This window comes from Paenibacillus sp. PvP094, from assembly GCF_040546835.1.
Classification (GTDB): domain Bacteria; phylum Bacillota; class Bacilli; order Paenibacillales; family Paenibacillaceae; genus Paenibacillus; species Paenibacillus illinoisensis.
The window spans coordinates 817,567-838,208 of record NZ_JBEPOM010000001.1 but is presented as its reverse complement, the minus strand read 5'-3'; the positions used below and the strand labels follow the sequence as shown (position 1 = coordinate 838,208).

The window sequence follows — 20,642 nt, the reverse complement described above, 5'->3', positions numbered from 1 at the left end:
AAATCCATCGAAAAGAATAACTTTTTTAAAAATTCAGGTTGAAATTAGGGTTATAATCGATTTTAATATAAATATGAACGTTGATCCATAGATTATCAATTAATTTTTTTATTAATCTTAAGGAGCTGAACTTCACGATGGTAAAAGCAAAAATGACGGTAGACAAGGATTTCACGATTGGTGCAGTCGATAAACGTTTATACGGTTCATTCATTGAGCATCTCGGACGCGCCGTATATGGCGGTATTTATGAGCCGGGGCATTCCTCTGCGAACGAAGCGGGATTCCGTACGGATGTGCTGGAGATGGTCAAGGAGCTGCAGGTGCCGATTGTACGCTATCCTGGGGGTAACTTTGTATCCGGTTACAATTGGGAAGACTCCGTAGGACCCGTTGCAGAACGTAAACGCAGACTTGAGCTGGCTTGGAGAACCATTGAGACCAATGAATTCGGTTTCAACGAGTTCGTGGATTGGTCCAAACTTGCGAATTCCGAAGTCATGATGGCCGTCAATTTGGGCACACGGGGCGTAGATGCAGCCCGGAACATCGTGGAGTACAGCAACCATCCGGAAGGTTCATATTATAGTGATCTGCGGATCAAGCATGGTTACAAGGAGCCGCATGCGGTCAAGACCTGGTGCTTGGGTAACGAGATGGACGGCCCATGGCAGATCGGTCACAAAACGGCAGAAGAATATGGACGGGTTGCGCTTGAAGCAGCGAAAGTCATGAAATGGACTGATCCAACGATTGAGCTGGTTGCCTGCGGAAGTTCTTCACTGGGCATGCCAACGTTCCCGGAATGGGAAGCAACTGTGCTGGATCATACCTATGATCATGTGGAATACTTGTCACTCCATCAGTATTATGGTAACGCGGATGATGATACGCCTACCTTCCTGGCGCGTTCGCTGGAGATGGATCGATTTATTGAGACCGTCATGGCAACCTGTGATTACATCAAGGCGAAGAAGCGCAGCAAGAAAACGATGTATCTGTCTTTCGATGAGTGGAACGTGTGGTACCATTCCAATGAAAGTGACAGGAAGCTGGATCCGTGGCAGATTGCACCTCCGCAGCTGGAGGATGTATACAACCATGAAGATGCACTGCTTGTGGGCTGTATGCTGATTAGCATGCTTAAGCATGCGGATCGCGTGAAGATGGCCTGCCTCGCACAATTGGTCAACGTTATCGCGCCGATCATGACGGACACAGGTGGTGCTGCCTGGAGACAGACCATTTTCTATCCGTTTATGCACGCTTCCGTCTTTGGACGTGGAACAGCACTTGTGCCATTGATTCAATCAGCGAAGTACGATACGAAACAAATTACGGATGTACCGTACCTGGAAGGGATTGCGGTGCATAATGAAGAGCAGGGTGAAGTAACTGTATTTGCCGTGAACCGTCACCTGGAAGATTCTCTTCAGCTTGAAGTCGATCTGCGCAGCTTCGGACAATGTAGCCTGCTGGAGCATATCGTACTGGAAAGTGACGACCTCAAAGCCGTGAATACGGCTGCACAGCCGAATCGGGTGGCTCCACATAACCGCGGCGGGGCAGAAGTGTCGGGCACGCTGGTTACTGCAAGTCTGGCGAAGGCTTCCTGGAACGTGATTCGTTTGAAAATTCAATAAAAATAAGTGTAAGTGAAGAAAAGGATGTTTCCGTCATGACGTGACGGGAACATCCTTTTTTACTGTTCAATTTAACGGGTCTTTACCCAGCTCCGATTTTGAATCAAATACGAAACTTTCGCCATCCCGGGGAATGAGAACTTGTCCGTCCAGCTGTTCGGAAGCCAGATAACTGGCGAGATCCAACCGGGTCATCATGCAATGGTTAATGGCATCCATATGAACAGCGATGACATGTGCATCCGATGCATGTCGTTTCACTGCAGCTACATCCGATCCGTCCATGGTGATTGGGTCACCTTGGGTAAAACGGGCACCCCCCGCGTTCACAACGATCACTTCCGGTTGATATCGCTCTATGGCCTCGGCCGGTTCTTCGCACCAGATCGTGTCTCCGGCAATATACGATACGGGTTCGGCATCAGCCTCAAGCACAAAACCGGACACCCTGCCCATCCGCTCCGCGATTTCCCCCGTGCCATGTTGGCCTGAAGTTCGTGCAAAACGCACGGAATGGAACTCATATTTCTCATCCACCGGATGAACGCTCGTAAAACCGGCTTCGATAAATATGTTCTCATCACCAGGCTGACACAGCAAAGGCACATCCTTCCGGAGCCGTTCCGCTGCAACTGCATCCCAGTGATCGATGTGGGTATGAGTAACAATCACCAAGTCCGGATTGGTGTAATCGGTCTCTGTTTCTGGCAAGGCAACTCTCGGATTACGTAGATCATTAGGGGTGTTGGGAAAGGCAGGCATCTCTTCAGGATCCATCAACATCGGATCAACCAGAATATTCATCCCGGCATATTCAAGCCACAGGGTGGCATGACGAATCAATTGAATTTTCATTGCAGCTGCACTCCTTCAAGATAGGTATATATTCTCCTATATGGTATACAACCCGTTTTCACGGTAAATAACACGCATAATTAAAAACTAAATGGGAGAAGTAAGCTTCAAGTATCTCGTTGTTGCTTTTCGCGCAGGTTCAACTGGAGCAGAATCTCGGCTCGGAGCAATTCCTTGGCGGTAAGTAAATGACCAGTCCGGATGTGAAGCCGTTTACCGTCCTTCAGATGCAGAGCGAGCATGGGGGCGGAGGATAACATCCAACTGCTGGCCCCGGATGATGTAAGTTCTATATGACGAATCTTATGCCAAGGAACGGTCCTTCCCTGTGTAACGAGTGCTTCATCATTCCAAGAGAATAAAACGGTGGATCGTCTGGTTAAGCCCGACAAAAACATGAAAAACAGTGGACCTACGATCCACATGCCAATAATGGCAGCAATCGTGTAGGGCAATGTCTGCCATTTTCCCGCGTATTCAACATAATTAATCCATAGTAGAGCTGCACATAACAGTAAAAATATAAGACACAATGCGCTTTTCCAGAGCACAGTACTCCGGCGAAAGCCTAAATGCTGATCACCAAACTCAGCTGTTTCGCGCTGCAAAGGCCACTCCTCCTTATCATCATCTGCTCCAAAAACAAATCATGCCGCACTGCAGCGCAGGCGGCACTTATTGGCATTCATTACCCCGGAATTGCCGTGTCACCACCGGTCTCCCGTGCATGGGCGTACAGATCGGCGTAGATGCCTTCGGCTTCGATCAGATGCTGATGTGAGCCTTCCTCGACAATTTCGCCATGTTCCATGACCAGAATCCGGTCTGCGTGCATGACGGTAGACAGGCGATGTGCAATGACAATCGTGGTTCGACCCTGAGATACCGTTTCCAGTGCCTGCTGCACCAGCTGCTCGGTATGGGAATCCAGATTGGCGGTTGCCTCATCGAGAATGAGTATACGGGGCTGGAATACCACAATGCGGGCAAAAGAGATTAACTGACGTTCCCCGGCAGACAGACCGCTACCTCGTTCCGAGAGGCGGGTATCGTATCCTTGCGGCAGTCGTGAGATCATGGCGTGTGCCCCGACAAAACGGCAGGCTTCGATTGCCTGTTCTCTCGTAATATCCTCCCGAAACATGCGGACATTGTCAATAATGGAGCCTGAGAACAGAAAAGGTTCCTGCTGAATAAGCCCCACAATACGGTGCAGCTTGGCCTGAGGCAGCTGCCTAATATCCGTGCCGTCGATTTCAATGCTGCCCTGATTGACATCGTAGAACCGATTGAGCAGGGAGATCAGCGTGCTCTTGCCAGCTCCCGTTGTACCCACAATGCCAACCATTTCTCCTGGATAGAGGTGCAGATTCAGATGCTGAATGAGTGGGCGGTCTGCCCGGTAGCCGAATGACACATCGTTAAAATCAATTTGTCCCATCACGTCCCGGGGCTCTAGTGAGGAAGCGGTCTCTGCTTTTGGATCTGCGACCTCGGGTTTGGTATTCAGAATGTTCCAGATCCGATCCATGGACACGGTAGTGGACTGGAACGTATTCCATTGCATCGTAATCTGGTTGATCGGCTGGAAGAACTGGCGGATGTAGCTGATAAACGCATACAGCACCCCGACCTGCAGCGATTCACCCAGCACGGCGCGTCCGCCAAGCCATACCATCATCACCAGGGCGGCATTGCCCAGAATGTCAAACGTCCGGTTGAAGATAACATTGGAACGGGCCTGGGTAATGTTGGCCTTCAAGTGTAACTTGTTTTGCTCTGTGAAGCGTTTCTTCTGTTCCTCCTCCTGGTGAAAGGCCTGAATCAGAAACATGCCGGACAGGTTCTCCGCCGTAAAAGCAATCAGGCGGGAGAGACGGGTACGGGCATTTTGATAGGCCTGGCGCAGCTTGCTGCGAAACAGGATGGCCACAATGGCGATAACGGGCAGTACAATCAGCGAGTAACCTGCGAGCACCGGATCAAGCTGGAACATGAAGAAGATAATAAGCACCAGCATCATGCCATCCCGAATCAGACTGAGCAGTACCTGGGTGAAGAAACTGCTGATTGTCTCCGTATCGCTGGACACATTCGTGACCAGACTTCCGATATGGAAGCGGTCGAAGAAGGACATGGACATTTTGGAGATGTGCCGAAAGAGATCTTTGCGAATGCGGGAGACGATGTTCTGACCGACATGCTGCAGCAGGTTGTTTTGTATATAGGTAAAAATAAAGCTGATTACAGCCAGTGCCAGATAGACGGCAGCCAGTTTTACAAGAAATCCCACGCTGGTCTGGCCGATCGCCAGATGATCATCAATGGCGATTTTGACCAGATACGGTTGGAGCAGATCGGCGGAGATCCCGAGCAACGAGCATAAAAAGATGCCCAAAAAAGCAAATCGATGAGGTTTGGCGTAGCTCATCATCGCTTTAAACGATGAACGCTTGCTGAGTTCTTTCTCTGTGCCCGAACCCGTATGGTTCCCGGATGAGGTATGGGGTACGGGGTTCGCTTCGGTATGGGCGCCAGTCTTATGATCCTTCATGATGCAATCCCTCCTCCTGCAAACGGTAGGTCGCAGCATACAGGCCCTCTGCGGCCATCAATTGCGAGTGCGTGCCTTGTTCAGCGATGTGTCCCTCATCCAGCACAATAATTTCATCCGCATGACGGACGGCGCTGATGCGATGGGAGATAATCAGGGTAGTTTTTCCTTTGCCAATTTCCTTCAGGCTGCGCAGAATGCCACTTTCCGTTACTGCATCAACGGCACTCATACTGTCGTCGAGAATGAGGATCTGAGCCTTTTTGATCAACCCCCGAGCCAGGCTGGTTCGCTGACGCTGACCGCCGGATAACGTTAGCCCACGTTCACCGAGCAGGGTGTCGAATTGATCCGGGAAGCGAATAATGTTGTCGTAGATCATCGCCTGCCTTGCACTGCGTTCCACGGTGTCCAGCGGTACCTCCCGGTCACTGAATGCGATATTGTCACGAATGGTGGTGCTGAACAGGAAACCATCCTGCGGGACATAAGCAATGCGGGAACGAAGACTTTCCAGCGACAGCTGCCGAATGTCTGTGCCATTCATACGAATCGTGCCTTCAGGCGGTTCATATGTACGAAGCAGCAGTTTGACCAGGGTGCTTTTGCCAGAGCCGGTCTTGCCCACAATGCCCACGGTCTGTCCTGCGGCAATCTTCAGACTGATGTGCTTAAGAGCAGAAGCTGAGCTCCCCGGGTAGGAGAAGGACAAGTCTTCAATGATGATGTCATTCACGGCATTCAGGGTTTTGGCCCCGGAGACTTCCCGGACATCCGGTTTTTCTGTCAGCAGATCGTTAACCCGTTCAAGGGACGCTCCCGATCGCTGCATGGTATTGATCACATTGCCAATCTGCTGAAGCGGTCCCATAATGATCCGCAAATATAGCGTCAACGCAACAAAGCTTCCGAGTGTAATGGAATTTTGCATCGTCAGAATACCGCCGACAAGCAGGGAAACAACGAGCGAGATGGCCCCAAGCAGTGGCAGCAGCGCTTGAAACAGGGAAGAGAGGCGCACAAGTCGCAATTGTTTTTCCTTAATGGCATCAACAGTTGCGCCGAATTGTGCACGGGCACCGTCTTCAATGGCGAACGTCTTCGTCACACGAATTCCGCCGAGCTGCTCTTCCGCAGATTCGGTCATGTTCGCAAGGGCATCCTGCACATCACGAGAACGCTTGCGGATGCGGGGGCCAAAGAACACAACCAGAAAGGGGATGGCCAGCAAGGGAAGGATACTGATCAGAATAAGGCTCATTGGAATGCCGCTAAGCAGCATCATGACGATACAGGAGATCAGCAGAAATGTAGCATTTGTCATCATCGTCACCCCGTTGGAAATGGCTTCGCGCACGGAGGTAACGTCATTCATGACATAGCTGAGCAGTTTTCCGTTTCCCTGCTTGGAAAAGTAGTGCTCGCTCAATTCGGAAAACTTGCCGAAAATACGTTCGCGTGTCATGAATTCGAAGCGGCGCCCAAGCCGCATAATCATGAACTGTCCTGTTCCGAAGAGAAGGTTGTAGGCGATGGCGATGGCCAGAAGCCACAGGCTGTAACGGATGACCGTATTCATTTGAAGTGTATTCTGCATGAGCTGGTCCGTGAAACTGCCCAGAATACGGGGCAAAGAGGCCTGACCGACATTGGAGGCAATGATCAGCACAACGGCAGTCAGATACACGGGCCAGTTGGAGACGACATAGCTTCGAAGCAATCCTGTCTTGGACATATCTCGGGTTCTCCTTTGTTCGGGTGAAGTTAGGTAAGGTACGGAGGCAAGAAAAGGGCCGACACCTATAATTAGCGCGTCGTGCCCTCTTACTTTATGCGATCCAGTTTGCTATTTATCCGTTAACGAATGATTTCTTCTTTTCTTATTTTTGCGCTAATTCGTATCATTGTCAACGAAGCCGGGAAGAAGGGCATGAAAGTGAAAATTCGCAGGCCATGCAGACATGTATATGTAGTTTTTTGCACAGGATTACCCTAATGTCGAATTCTCTGAAACATTTTCTGAAGGTGTCCCGTCTGTAGGATTGAAGAAGTCAAAAATAGGGTTTACTAATCTTAGGAGGTGCCAGGAAATGAAACATAAAAAAGGATTGGCTGCAACACTTGCGCTTTGCGTTTCTCTGACGGCAGGAGGTGCGTCTGTACTCGCCTTTTCAGACGTGCAGGATGAAGGACAAAAAACCATTGTGGATTCCCTGAAATCCAAAGGGATTGTCAGCGGAGTAACGGCGGATCTGTTCCGTCCGGATGCTGCGTTGTCCGAGCCGCAGGGTGTTCAATTGATTGTAAAGGCATTTGGATTGAAGAATGAATATGCTGCGGCATCCGCGCAAAACAAAATTAGTCCGGATACCTGGTATGCAGATGCTGTACAGGCTGCAACCCAGAATGGTCTGTCGATCCCGGTAGAATTGAATCCACAAGGCAAGATGACACGCGAGCAATTTGTTATTTTGCTTCATGAAGGCATTAACACAACCGGGAATTATCCGGTCGTTATGAAGTATAATTTTGTTAAGGACGAAAATAAAATTGGTAAGGACGCCATATCTGCAGTCCAGAACCTGCTGAACATGAACATCATTGAACTGGATAAGGACGGTAACTTCCGTCCAGATCAGTCGCTTACCCGTATGGAGGCTGCAAGCATGATCTTCAATGCACTTGAATTTGTGGATAAGCATGGCAATGGCGGCTCAGCTGAGCCAGCTCCAGAGACTCCGGGGGAAGGCCAGCAAGCCATCGTACCTGAAGTGAGTTCAACCAAGGTCGATGACAAAACAACCAAGGTGAAACTCACGGCTGAAATGCCTCATCCTGGTTACGGCTTAAAGATTGATGATGTCAAACTGGAGAAGGATGGACGTGCGATCGTGCTGTATTCCATCGTTCAGCCGGATCCGGACATGATGTATCCGATGGTTATCACGGAAGTTACGGCAGAGACGGATATTCCAGCCGGGTATACCGCTGAAGCACAGCCTTCCGGCAAGTAAGACCAATTGTATTGGGAATGAACCTTGTTAGATTGATGATGTAAGAAAGAACTTCATCGCTGGAATATGCTTAAAACCCACCGCGGCCAGATCAACATGGACGGTGGGTTTTTTGGTATGTTTGCATGGCTTATATCAATGATTAGTCCTGGTTTCCTCTTGCGGTTCATAGTCGAACCAATCGAACTGAGCTGGCGTACCCGCTCCGGATGGAGCATGGGCGTACATGGCGATGATGATGCCGGTGAAGCCGCCTGCCACTTCGGTGGAGAGCAGATGGGTTTCGCCAGATCCAATCAGGATGTCCTCCCCCAAGCCGTGCTGCAGGAAAAACGTGAATTGATTACGATCTGTCTGAATTTTTAATCTGACGGGGCCTGTTCCACAGTCGTGAATCTGTTCAGTTTGTAATGAACCTACGGTTCGGCGGAAAATAACTTTCTTCTGTCCATGAATCTGCTTAATCGCCAGATCATAATGATATTTTCCATTCATGAAGACCGTTAATCCGGCCTCTTCTTCTTCCTGTAGCGGCTCGTAGTCCAGACCTGCAGCAATGCTGCATTGGAAATGACTCAAGCGCCGCCCAACAAATGCGGGATTCCCCTGATCATGAAGGGAGAGGGAGTTACCGCATAAGGTCAAGTGACCCCGATTCGAAGTTAGTGACCAGCTGCCGGGAGCCGGATTTCGCAGGAACACCCAGCCCGGCCCCAGTGTGGGCAGGTCAAAATGGTCTCGAACTGCTGGCGATGGCCACGGCGTTTCCGGCAGCTGCGGTCCAGTCATGACAGGCTCGATATGTCCGTTATTGCCGATGATTGGCCATCCATCTTCCGTCCATGTGACTGGGGCAAGGAACGTCTCACGTCCCAGATGATGTCGCAGCGGATAGGCAGCAGGACGAATGCCGAGGCAGACCGCCCACCAGCTCCCATCCTGAATCTGGATAAGGTCTGCATGCCCTGTAGCATGGATGCTGGTCTTCATGCTTCGATTGGACAGGATCGGATTGGCGGGACATGCTTCATATGGTCCATAGGGATCGTTGCTGCGGGCAATGGTAACCATATGACCATATTCCGTGCCACCTTCAGCAATCATCAGATAATACATGCCATTTACTTTGTACAGATGGGGTGCCTCAGGTGCGGCTCCTCCTGTTCCTTTCCAGATGAATCGGCTGTCGGTTAATCGTTCTCCTGTCTCGATATCAATCTCGCACTGATAGATGCCTTCACCTTCTGAACCGTTACAGGCAGATTGGAAGTATATCCGGTCATCTTCGTCGAACAAAAGGGAGGGATCAATGCCTTTCTGATCAACATAAACAGGTTCCGACCAAGGGCCTTCAGGCTGACGGCTGCGTACATACAGGTTGCCACCTGCACTTACATTGGTCGTGATCATATAGAACCAGCCGTCATGATGCCGAAGGGTTGGCGCATAGATTCCCCCGGAAACCCATGCATTTGCAAGTACAATCTGTTGGTCAGAGGTTAGCACATGGCCAATCTGCCGCCAGTGGACCAGATCTCGGCTGTGGAATATGGGCACTCCTGGAGCGTATTCGAAGGTACTGGTCACCAGGTAATAATCTTCATCTACCCGGCAGATACTCGGATCAGGATAAAAGCCGGGTATGACGGGATTGCTGTATTTCATCATGTATTACTCCTATTCATTCCAAAGTTTAACGCGGTCCTGTACGTACTTGGTAAATCCCTGTTCCATTTTCTCAACGCCGGCATCAATCAGCATCTGCTGATACTCATTCCAGATGGCCTCGAATTCCTCCGGTTTGGCCATAATGGCCTGCGGGATCTGCTTCCATGTGATGTCCTTGACCTTACTTGAGATGATGTTGATCTCGTCCTCGCTCGGCACGGAGATGTTCCATACGGCACCCCAAGGTTTGGCCGGAAATTCCTTTTCATTCGGGAACAAATCCATCCATGTTGTGGCACCATAGGCCTTGAGTGTTTCCTTATCGGCATCCGTATAATTTTCCACAATCTGTTCCGGGAAGTTCTTGGTGTAATAATTGCCGGTAGAGTCTTTGACACCATCTCCATAATGAGCTCCCAGGTTCGTGTAAAATCCGATACCTGATTCCCTGCTGAACGCAATGTTATCATTCACGATACGTTCCTGTACTTCAGCGGGGACAACACGGGTGCCATCCTTGACTTCATAATGCTTGCCTTCAATCCCCCAATTGTTCAGTACCTGGGCTTCATCTGAAGCAAGGTAGTCCAGGAACTTGATCGCCCGGACCGGGTCTTCGCAGTCTACGGTGATGCCAACACCCCAGCCAGCCATAAAGCCTGTTGATTGATAACGATTATCCTTGTATTGATCCGACAACATGACGGAATAGTGTCCGTAAGTCTGGTCATTTTTCCCGGCAGCTTTCAATGCCTTTTCGCCATCAGCATAGCCCCAGTCCACATCGGTCAGGCCGATAACCCGGCCAGATGCGACTTTGGACAGATACTGGTCATTCTTTTGCACAAAGGACTCCTTATCCAGCAAACCGGTATTGTACATGTGGTTCAGCCACTGGAAATATTCCTTTTCACCTTCGGTGCGGAAATGATAAGAAGCCTCATAGGTTTCCGGATCGATGTAGTATTCACCGTCACCTGATTTGCCGGTCGTTTCGGCAGCCGGGTTCGTTACGGTAATCTGAATGTGCCAGTCGTCCGCATTCAGCGTCATGCCGATGTTTGGATTGCCATTTTCATCGGTAGGATGTTTCTCCAGATAATTGCGGATGACATTCTCGTAATCCTGTAACGTTTTGATCTCAGGATATCCAGCTTCCTTCACGGCTCGATGCTGCAGCTGGAAGCCGCCGCCTGCGACGAAGTTGACCCCATCAATCGCAGAGTATGTTGGAATGACATAGATGGAGGGATCATCATTGCTGTAGCGAAGCCGCTTCATTTCATCCCCGAACAGTTTTTTGAGGTTGGGCGCATGCTCTTCAATCAGATCGGTTAGATCAAGCATGGCCCCGGCATCAATCAATTTGTCCAGATCCCCTTTTGGACTGATCAGATCCGGGTAATCCCCGCTTGCTGCGATGAGTGCCAAACGCTGGGAAGGATTCGACATGGCGAACTCCGCATTCAGGGTTACACCTGTTTGTTTGGTAATTTCCTTTCCGACATCATCCTGCATGTTGCTCCAATTCGGATTGGCATCTGCACCGAAGAAAGTGAAGGTTACCGGAGCGGTTTCATCACCGCTGGAGCTGCCATTTGTTGCACCTTCACTGCTGCATCCTGCAAGCAAGCTTAATGAGAGTGTGAGCGCGACTGACCATTTGGGAATGTTTCTTATCGATTTAACCATGCTAACCCCCTGAGATATTGTATTTTTGAATGCGTTTACAAATCTGGTCTTAAAAAAATCAGACTGCCCATAGAGCAGAATCATGATCATGTGTTTCTGATCGTATACACCTCCTTAATTCGTCTTCCACTGGCGTCTCTACATGATGAATTATATCGGGGTAGTAAGGTGGAAACCTTGATTTTTCGGTCCTGGAGTAGCATGATATAGACATCAATCCAACTGGAATTGTGGAGGAGAAACGATTGAGCAGCGCGTATCTGAACTGGTTTACATCTGACTTGCAGTTTCCATTTTATATTCAGTACGGTGGGCATGAGGAGGATACCGAGCTGCATCAGCACGTTGATTTTTCGGAGCTCGTGATTGTGCTGAACGGTAATGCCACGCATGTTGTACATACAGAGGAGTATTTTATCAAAAAGGGCAATGCCTTTGTCATTAACGGCTCCACACCTCATGCTTACAGGGACCCTCATGACTTTAAAATCTGCAATATTATGTTCAGACCGGAGATGCTTGCATCCATTGGACCGGATCTGAAGAAATCGAACGGGTTTCAGGCGCTGTTTGTCTTGGAGCCATACTATCGTAATATTCACTCCTATCCTGGCAAGCTGGCGCTGCCCATTCCCAGTCTGGAGTATGTGGAATCACTGATTGCGATCATGATTGAGGAGTATCATGGCCAGCTGCAGGGCTATCAGACGATGCTGCTCTCGCGATTCACGGAGCTGGTCGTCTACCTGTCGCGGCACTATGATACGCAGGAAAAGGGGATGGAGGGCAACCATCTGATGCACTTGGCGAATGCCATATCCTATATGGAAGATCATTACCTGGAGCCGCTGACACTGGAGGAGATTGCAGGTAAATCCAATATCTCGGTAAGGCACCTGAATCGGATCTTTCGCTCCTATTATCAGATGACGCCAATTGCTTATATGTTGACGCTCCGCCTGGAGAGAGCATGCAGCTTGTTGAAACACAGCAGCCTGACCATAACCCAGATCTCCTATGAATGCGGGTTTAACGATAGCAACTACTTCACACGTCAGTTCCGAAAGGCCTATGGAGTCTCCCCTAAGGTATACAGGCAAAATCACATCGATTAGTAACCAGAATCCTTTTTCAACGTATACAATCCATAGCTGAAAGAATTAATCGAACATACAGGAGGATCACATATGGATTCACGTGAAAAATTGGATCACGAGCTTGAGCAGATTCTAAAGTGGGAAAAGGAACAGAAGGATTTATTCATCTGGGATAAAATCGGGCGTTTGCCATTTGCGATGCTGGATAAAGTCATGCCAAAAGCAATCAAACAAAAAATTGGTGATGCCCTGAACGAAGTTGGGCAGTATGTACAGAACGGCGGCAAATTTCTCGTTCAGAAAAAGAAGGTAGCCAAGCTGCTTCAAGAAGAAGCGGAGAGATCGGGTTACTCCATGAAGGACCACACCTATCGTCTGGAAGAGGATGCCCAAGCAGAAGGGACAGCAAAAATTCATAGTGTAGAAAATCTGCCGCTTGAAGTGTTGGACCGCGTTGCCGACAACATTACGGAGAGCAGAACCAAATTTGCCGCAGCACAGGGTGCCGCAACAGGAATTGGCGGTATCGTAACGATCGCAGCGGATATCCCGATGGTGATGGGGCTTTCCCTGAAGGTACTGCAAGAGATGGCGTTATGTTACGGATATGATCCCGACGATCCCCAGGAACGGATATTCATTGTGAAGTGCCTGCAATTCTCCTCTGCCGACATTGTAGGCAAGAAGGCAATTATCGATGAACTGGCCGAGTATGACAATCCGGACAAGCAAGTACAGGTCGTTTCACAAATGCAGGGCTGGCGTGAGGTTTTCAATTCCTATAGTGAATCCTTCGGCTGGAAAAAGCTGTTCCAGCTTATCCCGATTGCCGGCATGGTGTTTGGTTCGGTAAGCAACAAAAATACGATTAGCGATGTTGCCGAAGCAGGTAAAATGTTATACAAAAAAAGGCTGATTCTTCAGCGCTTGAACTAATAAACCATTTAATAAATAAAAGGGCTCCCGCCAATCTGTATACCAGATTGGAGCGGGAACCCTTTTTGACGTTTATGAGGTTTATAGAAGTGTAGTATCAGTATCCTTTTTATTCCTCACTGCCGTTTTCATCTGCCCAGCGTTTCAGTACCTTATCCGAAGGCAGCAGGAAGGTGAATATGCCGATCAGCGGAAGGAAGCTGCACATCTGCATGACTGGAGATACACCGAACACGTCGATCCAGTTTCCCAGAACAAGTGCACCGAGTCCTCCCATACCGAATGCGAGCCCGGTGATTAATCCGGAGACGGTTCCGATTTTGCCCGGAATGAGCATTTGGGCATAAACGACAGTCACCGAGAAGCTGGATAGCATGATGAATCCGATAATGGTCAGCAGTACCCCGGTCCAGAACAGATTGGCATAGGGCAGCAGCAGCGCCAGTGGAGCAGCTCCAGCCATCGACAGGAATATCATGTTGCGTTTGCCGAAGCGATCTGCCAGTGGACCTCCGAAGAACGTGCCAAGTGCGCCAGCGGCCAGGAACAGGAAGATGTAGATTTGAGCGTCCTCTGTGGAGAGACTGAACAATTCCTTCAGATTAAACGCATAGAAGCTGCCGATGGAAGCGACATACCATGAACGAACAAAGACGAGCATAATCAGAATCGTGATGGCAGCAGCTATCTTTTTGCCAAGTGCGGGATTTGGAGCACGACGGGCAGCCGCCTGTTTGCGAAGATAACCTCCGGATTGCAGCATGCGCCCGTACCAGCGGGCAATATAGATCTGTACGGCAATCCCCATGGCTGCAATGCCGGTGAAACCGATGGCACCGAACAAGCCAAACGGGATGAAGATCCATCTCGTCAAGAGCGGAGCAAGAGACTGTCCGGCGTTGCCACCCACCTGGAAGATGGATTGAGCGAGACCCCGACGAGGCCCTGCGGCCATATGGGATACCCGGGAACCTTCCGGGTGAAAAGCGGCCGAACCAAGCCCGACAAAGATAACGGAAATCAGGACAGCCATATAACTGTCGGCAAACGCCAGCAGAAGCATGCCGGTGAACGTGAATCCCATGCCGATCGGCAATATCGAAGGCGTCGGCTTCTTATCTGCAAACCAGCCTACAACAGGCTGCATAATGGATGCGGTAAAGTTGATAGCGAAGGATATCCATCCGATCTGTGTGTATGTAAGATGCATGGAGTCTTTCAGGATTGGAAAAATAGCCGGTATGACAGACTGGATCGAATCGTTAAACAAGTGAACGAGACTGATGGCAATCAAGATCCGGTAAACGGTGCTCTGGGCATCCAATCCGGGTTGGTTTTTCGAACGCATGGCAGCGTCCTTGGATAATGAAGTTTGCATGGACATGTACTTTTCTCCTTTGGTCGCGGTCACGAAGGATCAGCGCCTGATAATGTAGTGTGCCTAAGCATATTGTTACATAATAGGATAGATTGTTGGAAGCGACAAGGGGAACAGGTAAAATAATGACATTCCATAAAATATATTAACCGCTCTTGATAGGTTCAATCGAACCTTTGAGCGATTGAGGGATTACATAAATAAAAGCCGAATTTCTTCGGAGTGAAGAGTTCGGCTTTTAAGTGTTCTATTATTTTCGATATACTGCACAGCGGAACAGAAGTGCCGGAGAATTAACGGTTATCAATCGTTTCCGGATACATGTCATGATTCATCATGCGGTGTTCAGCCATCTGCTCATACTTGGTTCCTGGCTTGCCGTAATTGGTATACGGATCAATGGAAATGCCACCGCGCGGCGTAAATTTGCCCCAAACCTCAATATAACGAGGATCCATCAGCTTGATCAGGTCGTTCATGATAATATTCACACAATCCTCGTGGAAATCCCCATGGTTGCGGAAGCTGAACAGATACAGTTTAAGCGATTTGCTCTCTACCATTTTCACATCGGGAATATAACTGATATAAATGGTGGCAAAATCAGGCTGACCCGTGATTGGGCACAGGCTCGTGAATTCCGGGCAGTTGAATTTTACAAAATAATCGCGGTAGGGATGCTTGTTATCAAAGCTTTCCAAAATGCCGGGATCATACTCGAACGTATATTTTACGCCCTGGTTACCCAGCAGCGTCACATCTTTCATTTCATCAGGTTGTCTTGTCAATGGGTTAACTCTCCTTGTTCCGTTCAAGCGCGAAGCGCTCCGGTATATGATAGGGATTCCAAGTTCCAAATTTGAAGTCCCTTGTTGTTTCCAAAAAAATTACATCATGCCGCCCATTCCACCCAAGCTGTCCATGGAGCCGATCAAACGCCGCGTTTGTTTCCCCACACCAAGGTGTGCAGCTGAGGAAGCACGCGGACATCGTTCAGGTCATCTGATGCACTGACCTGATCAATCAGCCACTCATAACGGGCGAGCAGCGACGAAGCCAGATCTTTCGTCTCGGCAGAAGTGACGTCCGGATTTCCAGTCTGCAAAAACAAATCGGTAGCCGGATACCGTTCATGCACGCGGCGGGCATAATCCAAGTCTACTTCATCGAAAATGACAATTTTCAGGCTGTGGCTGCGTCCTGCAGGGCCTGTGGACAATCGGTTAATGAGATCATCCAGCACGTCCCAGTTGGTGTCCATGCCCGAGCTAGGCGGCTTGGGAGACACGGTGACTTCGTCAATGTCAGCCAGCCAAGGCTGCCAGCGGGAGCCCTGCGTCTCCACCGCAGTGCGGATGCCGTTCTCCCGGAGCAAAGAAACCAACCCGCCCAGCGAAGCCAGCAGGGCAGGGTTCCCCCCGGAGATGGTAACATGGGAGAATCGCGAACCGCCTACACGGCGCAATTCAGCCCATACGTCCTCTGGTGTAATCATCTGGATCTGGTCCTTGCCACTGCCGTCCCAGGTAAATGCAGAATCGCACCAGGAGCAGCGATAATCGCAGCCAGCGGTGCGAACAAACATGGTTTTCTGTCCGATCACCATGCCTTCGCCTTGAACGGTCGGACCGAAAATCTCCATGACCGGTATGCGCGCTTCTTTGTTTTGTATGGAAGAAGCAGCACTCACGTTTTCTTGCACACTACTCATCGATCATCCACTCCCGTCTAGCCTCGGCGTAGCTGGTTGGTGTCTCGTAGAGGCGCACAAATTCGGTTCGGCCTCCTTCGGTAAGCCCTGCATATGGTTCAGTCTGAAGCGCGTGTTCCATTTGTTCGAACAGCCAGACGACCATATTTTCAGCCGTGGTATTCATGAGAGGAAGCGTCTCATTCAGATACTGATGATCCAGATATCCTTCAATTTTTGTCTTCCATATATCCTTGATGTGTCCAAAATCAACCGTCAATCCGGTCTCGCCCGGATAACCGCTGATGCCAAAAACGACTCTATACGTATGGCCGTGCAAGTTCTTGCACTTGCCTTCATAACAATGCAGGTGGTGCGCAGCATCGAAGGTGAACTCTTTGCTGACCAGCACACGTTTGCGGTGATAACGCAGCTGTGAAGGAAGAATATCCTCCCCAATCCGCTGCAAATGCTCAACTATGCGGAATGTTCCTGGCTCTCTCATCGTACATCTGCTCCTACAGATGCCCCAGCAGAGCGCTGCTCCACGTAGCGATCCAATCCTGCTTTGCGCAATTTGCATGCAGGGCATTCACCGCATCCATCTCCAATAACCCCGTTATAGCAGGTCAGTGTCCGCTCGCGTACATAATCGAAGGCACCAAGGTCATCAGCCATCTTCCACGTTTGGGCCTTATCCAGCCACATCAGCGGAGTATGAATGACAAATGGGTAGTCCATCGACAGGTTAAGCGTCACATTCATGGATTTAACAAATGAATCTCGGCAATCCGGATATCCGCTGAAATCTGTCTCACATACGCCAGTGACCAGATGACGCGCTCCTTTTTGCTTCGCCAGAATGGCGGCAAAACTGAGGAAAAGCAGGTTGCGGCCATCTACAAATGTGCTGGGCAGCTCGCCTTCTTCATGCGTAATTTCCACATCTGTACGGGTCAATGCATTAGGTGCGAGCTGGTTAAGCAGACTCATGTCCAGCACGGTTTGCTGTACATTCAGATCGTGTGCAATCGCAGCGGCGCATTCGATCTCCAGCTTATGACGCTGTCCATAATCGAAGGTCACCACCTCAACTTCAGCAAATTGCTGTTTGGCCCAGAACAAACATGTGGTACTATCCTGACCGCCGCTAAATACGACGACCGCTTTTTCTTCGTTCAACATAAAAAAACCTCTCCATCTTCTTAAGATCAATCCATGCACCTAGGCACAGAGTGTCGGAAGAACAGAGAAGTTCATGAACTGGCATCCATCAAAAAACACACCTTTCTTACGCTGCTAAAAAACAGCACGGTAAAAGTGTCCTTAGTTTTTTACGTACGTCATACACGGTGTACGCAAGACTTGTAATGACCTGTAAAGGTCAAGTCTTATAGAGGGAGTTCGCGAACCTCTCCCATGCCAGGAGGCATGGATTTTCTTCTTCAATTGTCTGAACCATTATAACACGAAACCGCCCGGTGACTACCCCGCATGTGTAATAAATGCGGAGATCACCGGGCGGTTCATTTAATGATTACATTGCCGAAAGGGATGACTTCCTTAAGGATGCGTTTGAATAGTCCTTCATCATTCAGGTCCCGTTCGAGTCTGCTATTCTCCCGTCCTGCCTGGAAGAGTACCGAGCCCTGTCCCGTCATTTTCCAGTGGTAGTTCATATGCTGACTGGCGAGATTATTTCCATACACGGTGAGTTCCAGCTTGGCATTCTCGGGATAGGCTATGATGCTGCCTGCATCTACGTAAAGCGGGGCAGTAGGATGTAATTCCTGCTGGCAGACCTGGCCTTGGGTTAACAGTCCAATCTTGCCTTTACCTGAGAATTTCATTTTGACAGCATCCTGCGTGATCAGCATGTTCTTAATTTTCTGGATCTTGGTATGCATGCTCACTCCGTCTGAGTAAAAGAAGAGATGCCGAAAGTCGTACAGCAAATCACTCTCCTCTGTGAGCTCCACTTCCTTCATGGTAAATCCGGGAGGGAGTGCAGCCACAAATTGGCAGGGGCCAGTGATTTCGGATTTGATCAGCTTTTTTTTGCGGACCATGCCTGAGATGTTCATGAACTTGTCATTGCGACTGCCGCTCGATCCGCGAAAGGCCACGATCTGCTGCGGGTGTAAAATATGAAGCCGGTCATTCTGGACCAGCGAGAAGGTTACCACTTGTCCAGCTCCGCCGGCCTCGGCAGTGTTCAGGTGTATGTGCATGTGCTTGCTCCTGTTCTTTTAGGCTCGGCCAGAACGACGACGCATTCCCCAGCGCATCACGCGAATCAGAACAAAATAGCCTAATATGAGGACAATGACGGTGATAATCATCGTTTGAATTCGTTTGGTCGTGGCATTTTTGGCATCTTGATCTTCCTGCAGTTTCGTGACCATATCGGTCAGCTTCTGGTTCTGTTCTATTAACTGCTCATTCTGGGCCTTGAATGCTTCAACATTGGCCTGGGCTTGTCCCAGTTGAGCAGAGGTTTCATTCAGTTGGTTCAGCGTCTGCTGGTAGCTCTCCTGCAGGGCGTTCACTTCACCGGGGAGCTCGGAAACGCGTTCCCACCCGCTGTATATGTCAGAGAATATATTGGCACTAGCTGCATTTACTGTAGATGACAGCGTAACGGTAAATAAAATGCATGTGGTGAATAACACCCGAATGAAATGACCCTTCATGGGTTGTGGCATCATTGGCACCTTCTTTCGGTGAGGTTTTTCGTCTGCCGAATTCGTCGTCATTTGTTGAAATACGGTTCTTACATTATACGCCAAAAGGGATGTGTTGGGTTCAGTGTATTGCAAATTTTCAGGAGGAATCATTTGTTTAATTCAGCGTGCACCAGGGTAATATACGTTCAAGGCAGCGCGCGGACAGTTTAAACATAATATCATTACCCCGGTTCCGGGTGCTTCCATTCACAATGACGAAAATAATAAAAAATAATAATATATCCGATTTTTAGAATAAGATCGTGAATAAAGGAGAAGAAATATATGTACACAACAGAGCAAACGACACCAACCAAAACGATTATGATTACCGTAAACGGAGAGCCAATCGGGCGTAAACTAATCATTGATAGTGTGACTTACGCGCCTGTGAGAGAACCGGAATGGGTAGCATCCATAACAGAAATGGGAATGAATCAGCCTACCGTGTAAGTTGGGACTTGTCATAAATATGAAGCGGGGAAGCTTGGCATAATGCCAGGCTTTTTCGTCGTTTTATGTCGGATTTAGGCGGATTTAGGGATGTAAAAACATTTTAATGTAAAAATATTATGCGAACATATGTTCCGTGACAATATAGTGTCCATTCACCCTGATAACTTATAAGATAATACACATAAATCGGGGGAGAGACTACCAGTGAACTCAGTCTTTGAAGTATGTTATTCGTGGAACAGAGAGGCCATACCGACAGGGGGGGCCGACCCCGTATATATGATGGTGGAATGGCGTTACGGGGCCCCTGCCAAAAGACTTAGGAAAGTAGCACCTAAAATTGTGTCAAGAGACATGGAACTTTTGCTCAAACCGGAATTTGGAATTGAACTCAAAGGGATTTATGGTTGCCGATCCAAGGAGACCGATATCGGCTGGATTCTGCGGCTCGGCGATGTATACAAAGGGGAGAGTAAACAAATTCTCCTCGAATTTGCCATGGGCCCTCGTGTGTCTGGAAAAGCAGCCATATGCTCTGCCTACTGGAGCACACGCAAAGTGAAGCAGAGTCAGAGAGTATTGCTGCGCCGTGAGCAATTGTATATTCAATATACAAGCCACCTGGGGATGTTAAGGCAGCCGGAGGACCCGAAGGTGGAGAAGACGATTAAATTAAGCGAGACCGTGCCGTTGATTAAACAAGCATTGCGGGCCTATGAAAGAGGTCGTGCACAAGAGGGAAGCAATCTGCTTCGCAGGCATGCAGATGCCTTGTTGATTGAGGCAGCACGAAAGCAGGATCTGGATTATTACCAAGAAGCCGAGATTGTGGAGAAACTGCGTTACCACTACGGAATCACATATGGTGGAGCGTACAACAGCCACGGAAAAACCATGTTATGTGAGTAGGAACAAAGGACTATTGAGAATGAT

19 protein-coding genes are annotated in these 20,642 nt (G+C 49.1%); 6 read left to right on the top strand and 13 right to left on the bottom strand.

Translation table 11 applies throughout. The features are described from left to right. Nucleotides 1-137 precede the first annotated feature (137 nt). Nucleotides 138-1,643, top strand: coding sequence for an arabinosylfuranosidase ArfA (arfA, locus tag ABIC22_RS04065; RefSeq protein ID WP_095288907.1), 1,506 nt, complete (start codon nt 138-140; stop codon nt 1,641-1,643). Nucleotides 1,644-1,709: 66 nt separating this feature from the next. Here arfA and ABIC22_RS04060 read toward each other — a convergent pair whose 3' ends face one another. From ABIC22_RS04060 to ABIC22_RS04045, 4 genes are all read right to left on the bottom strand, one after another. After that, nucleotides 1,710-2,498 (bottom strand): MBL fold metallo-hydrolase, encoded by a 789-nt coding sequence (locus ABIC22_RS04060; protein WP_354478492.1) that lies wholly within the window; start codon nt 2,496-2,498, stop codon nt 1,710-1,712. A gap of 107 nt (nt 2,499-2,605) precedes the next feature. Then, nucleotides 2,606-3,106, bottom strand: coding sequence for a DUF5381 family protein (locus ABIC22_RS04055; protein WP_354478489.1), 501 nt, complete (start codon nt 3,104-3,106; stop codon nt 2,606-2,608). Nucleotides 3,107-3,186: 80 nt separating this feature from the next. Next, nucleotides 3,187-4,932 carry an ABC transporter ATP-binding protein gene (locus ABIC22_RS04050; protein ID WP_354485842.1) on the bottom strand — a complete coding sequence of 582 codons (1,746 nt, stop codon included), beginning with the start codon at nt 4,930-4,932 and terminating at the stop codon, nt 3,187-3,189. Between the two features lie 106 nt (nt 4,933-5,038). Beyond that, entirely contained in the window at nt 5,039-6,787 is a 1,749-nt protein-coding gene (locus ABIC22_RS04045; protein ID WP_354478486.1) for an ABC transporter ATP-binding protein, read from the bottom strand. A gap of 355 nt (nt 6,788-7,142) precedes the next feature. Between ABIC22_RS04045 and ABIC22_RS04040 the strand changes: the two genes are divergently transcribed. Beyond that, nucleotides 7,143-8,066 carry an S-layer homology domain-containing protein gene (locus ABIC22_RS04040; protein WP_127538063.1) on the top strand — a complete coding sequence of 308 codons (924 nt, stop codon included), beginning with the start codon at nt 7,143-7,145 and terminating at the stop codon, nt 8,064-8,066. A 135-nt stretch (nt 8,067-8,201) separates the two neighbouring features. On the opposite strand, the gene ABIC22_RS04035 is transcribed toward ABIC22_RS04040, so the two are convergent. Together ABIC22_RS04035 and ABIC22_RS04030 are read right to left on the bottom strand one after the other, a co-directional pair. Further along, nucleotides 8,202-9,731, bottom strand: a complete 1,530-nt coding sequence (locus ABIC22_RS04035; protein WP_354485840.1) for a glycoside hydrolase family 43 protein — start codon at nt 9,729-9,731, stop codon at nt 8,202-8,204. A 12-nt stretch (nt 9,732-9,743) separates the two neighbouring features. Next, nucleotides 9,744-11,426, bottom strand: coding sequence for an ABC transporter substrate-binding protein (locus ABIC22_RS04030; RefSeq protein ID WP_354478483.1), 1,683 nt, complete (start codon nt 11,424-11,426; stop codon nt 9,744-9,746). A gap of 245 nt (nt 11,427-11,671) precedes the next feature. Here ABIC22_RS04030 and ABIC22_RS04025 point away from each other — a divergent pair, with 245 nt between their 5' ends. Together ABIC22_RS04025 and ABIC22_RS04020 are read left to right on the top strand one after the other, a co-directional pair. Next, nucleotides 11,672-12,541 (top strand): AraC family transcriptional regulator, encoded by an 870-nt coding sequence (locus ABIC22_RS04025; RefSeq protein WP_354478481.1) that lies wholly within the window; start codon nt 11,672-11,674, stop codon nt 12,539-12,541. Between the two features lie 72 nt (nt 12,542-12,613). Further along, a complete protein-coding gene (locus ABIC22_RS04020) occupies nt 12,614-13,459 on the top strand; it encodes an EcsC family protein (RefSeq protein ID WP_354478479.1) in 846 nt (281 codons plus the stop codon). 109 nt (nt 13,460-13,568) lie between these two features. Here ABIC22_RS04020 and ABIC22_RS04015 read toward each other — a convergent pair whose 3' ends face one another. The 7 genes from ABIC22_RS04015 to ABIC22_RS03985 form a co-directional block, all read right to left on the bottom strand. Beyond that, a complete protein-coding gene (locus ABIC22_RS04015) occupies nt 13,569-14,843 on the bottom strand; it encodes an MFS transporter (RefSeq protein WP_354478476.1) in 1,275 nt (424 codons plus the stop codon). 287 nt (nt 14,844-15,130) lie between these two features. Continuing rightward, entirely contained in the window at nt 15,131-15,604 is a 474-nt protein-coding gene (queF, locus tag ABIC22_RS04010; RefSeq protein WP_095289120.1) for a preQ(1) synthase, read from the bottom strand. Nucleotides 15,605-15,768: 164 nt separating this feature from the next. Continuing rightward, entirely contained in the window at nt 15,769-16,548 is a 780-nt protein-coding gene (queE, locus tag ABIC22_RS04005; protein WP_354478473.1) for a 7-carboxy-7-deazaguanine synthase QueE, read from the bottom strand. Continuing rightward, nucleotides 16,541-17,032, bottom strand: a complete 492-nt coding sequence (queD, locus tag ABIC22_RS04000) for a 6-carboxytetrahydropterin synthase QueD (protein ID WP_110821465.1) — start codon at nt 17,030-17,032, stop codon at nt 16,541-16,543. The genes queE and queD overlap by 8 nt, the downstream gene beginning before the upstream one ends. Further along, nucleotides 17,029-17,709, bottom strand: a complete 681-nt coding sequence (queC, locus tag ABIC22_RS03995) for a 7-cyano-7-deazaguanine synthase QueC (RefSeq protein WP_354485838.1) — start codon at nt 17,707-17,709, stop codon at nt 17,029-17,031. The genes queD and queC overlap by 4 nt, the downstream gene beginning before the upstream one ends. A 344-nt stretch (nt 17,710-18,053) precedes the next feature. Continuing rightward, nucleotides 18,054-18,758 carry an AIM24 family protein gene (locus tag ABIC22_RS03990; protein WP_127538070.1) on the bottom strand — a complete coding sequence of 235 codons (705 nt, stop codon included), beginning with the start codon at nt 18,756-18,758 and terminating at the stop codon, nt 18,054-18,056. A gap of 18 nt (nt 18,759-18,776) precedes the next feature. After that, on the bottom strand, nt 18,777-19,232 hold the full coding sequence (locus tag ABIC22_RS03985; protein WP_354478468.1) for a hypothetical protein: 456 nt from the start codon (nt 19,230-19,232) through the stop codon (nt 18,777-18,779). 306 nt (nt 19,233-19,538) lie between these two features. Between ABIC22_RS03985 and ABIC22_RS03980 the strand changes: the two genes are divergently transcribed. Further along, entirely contained in the window at nt 19,539-19,706 is a 168-nt protein-coding gene (locus tag ABIC22_RS03980; protein WP_164764233.1) for a hypothetical protein, read from the top strand. A 207-nt stretch (nt 19,707-19,913) separates the two neighbouring features. Next, complete coding sequence (locus ABIC22_RS03975; RefSeq protein WP_127538072.1) at nt 19,914-20,618, top strand: hypothetical protein; 705 nt, start codon at nt 19,914-19,916, stop codon at nt 20,616-20,618. The last annotated feature ends 24 nt before the right edge of the window (nt 20,619-20,642 follow it).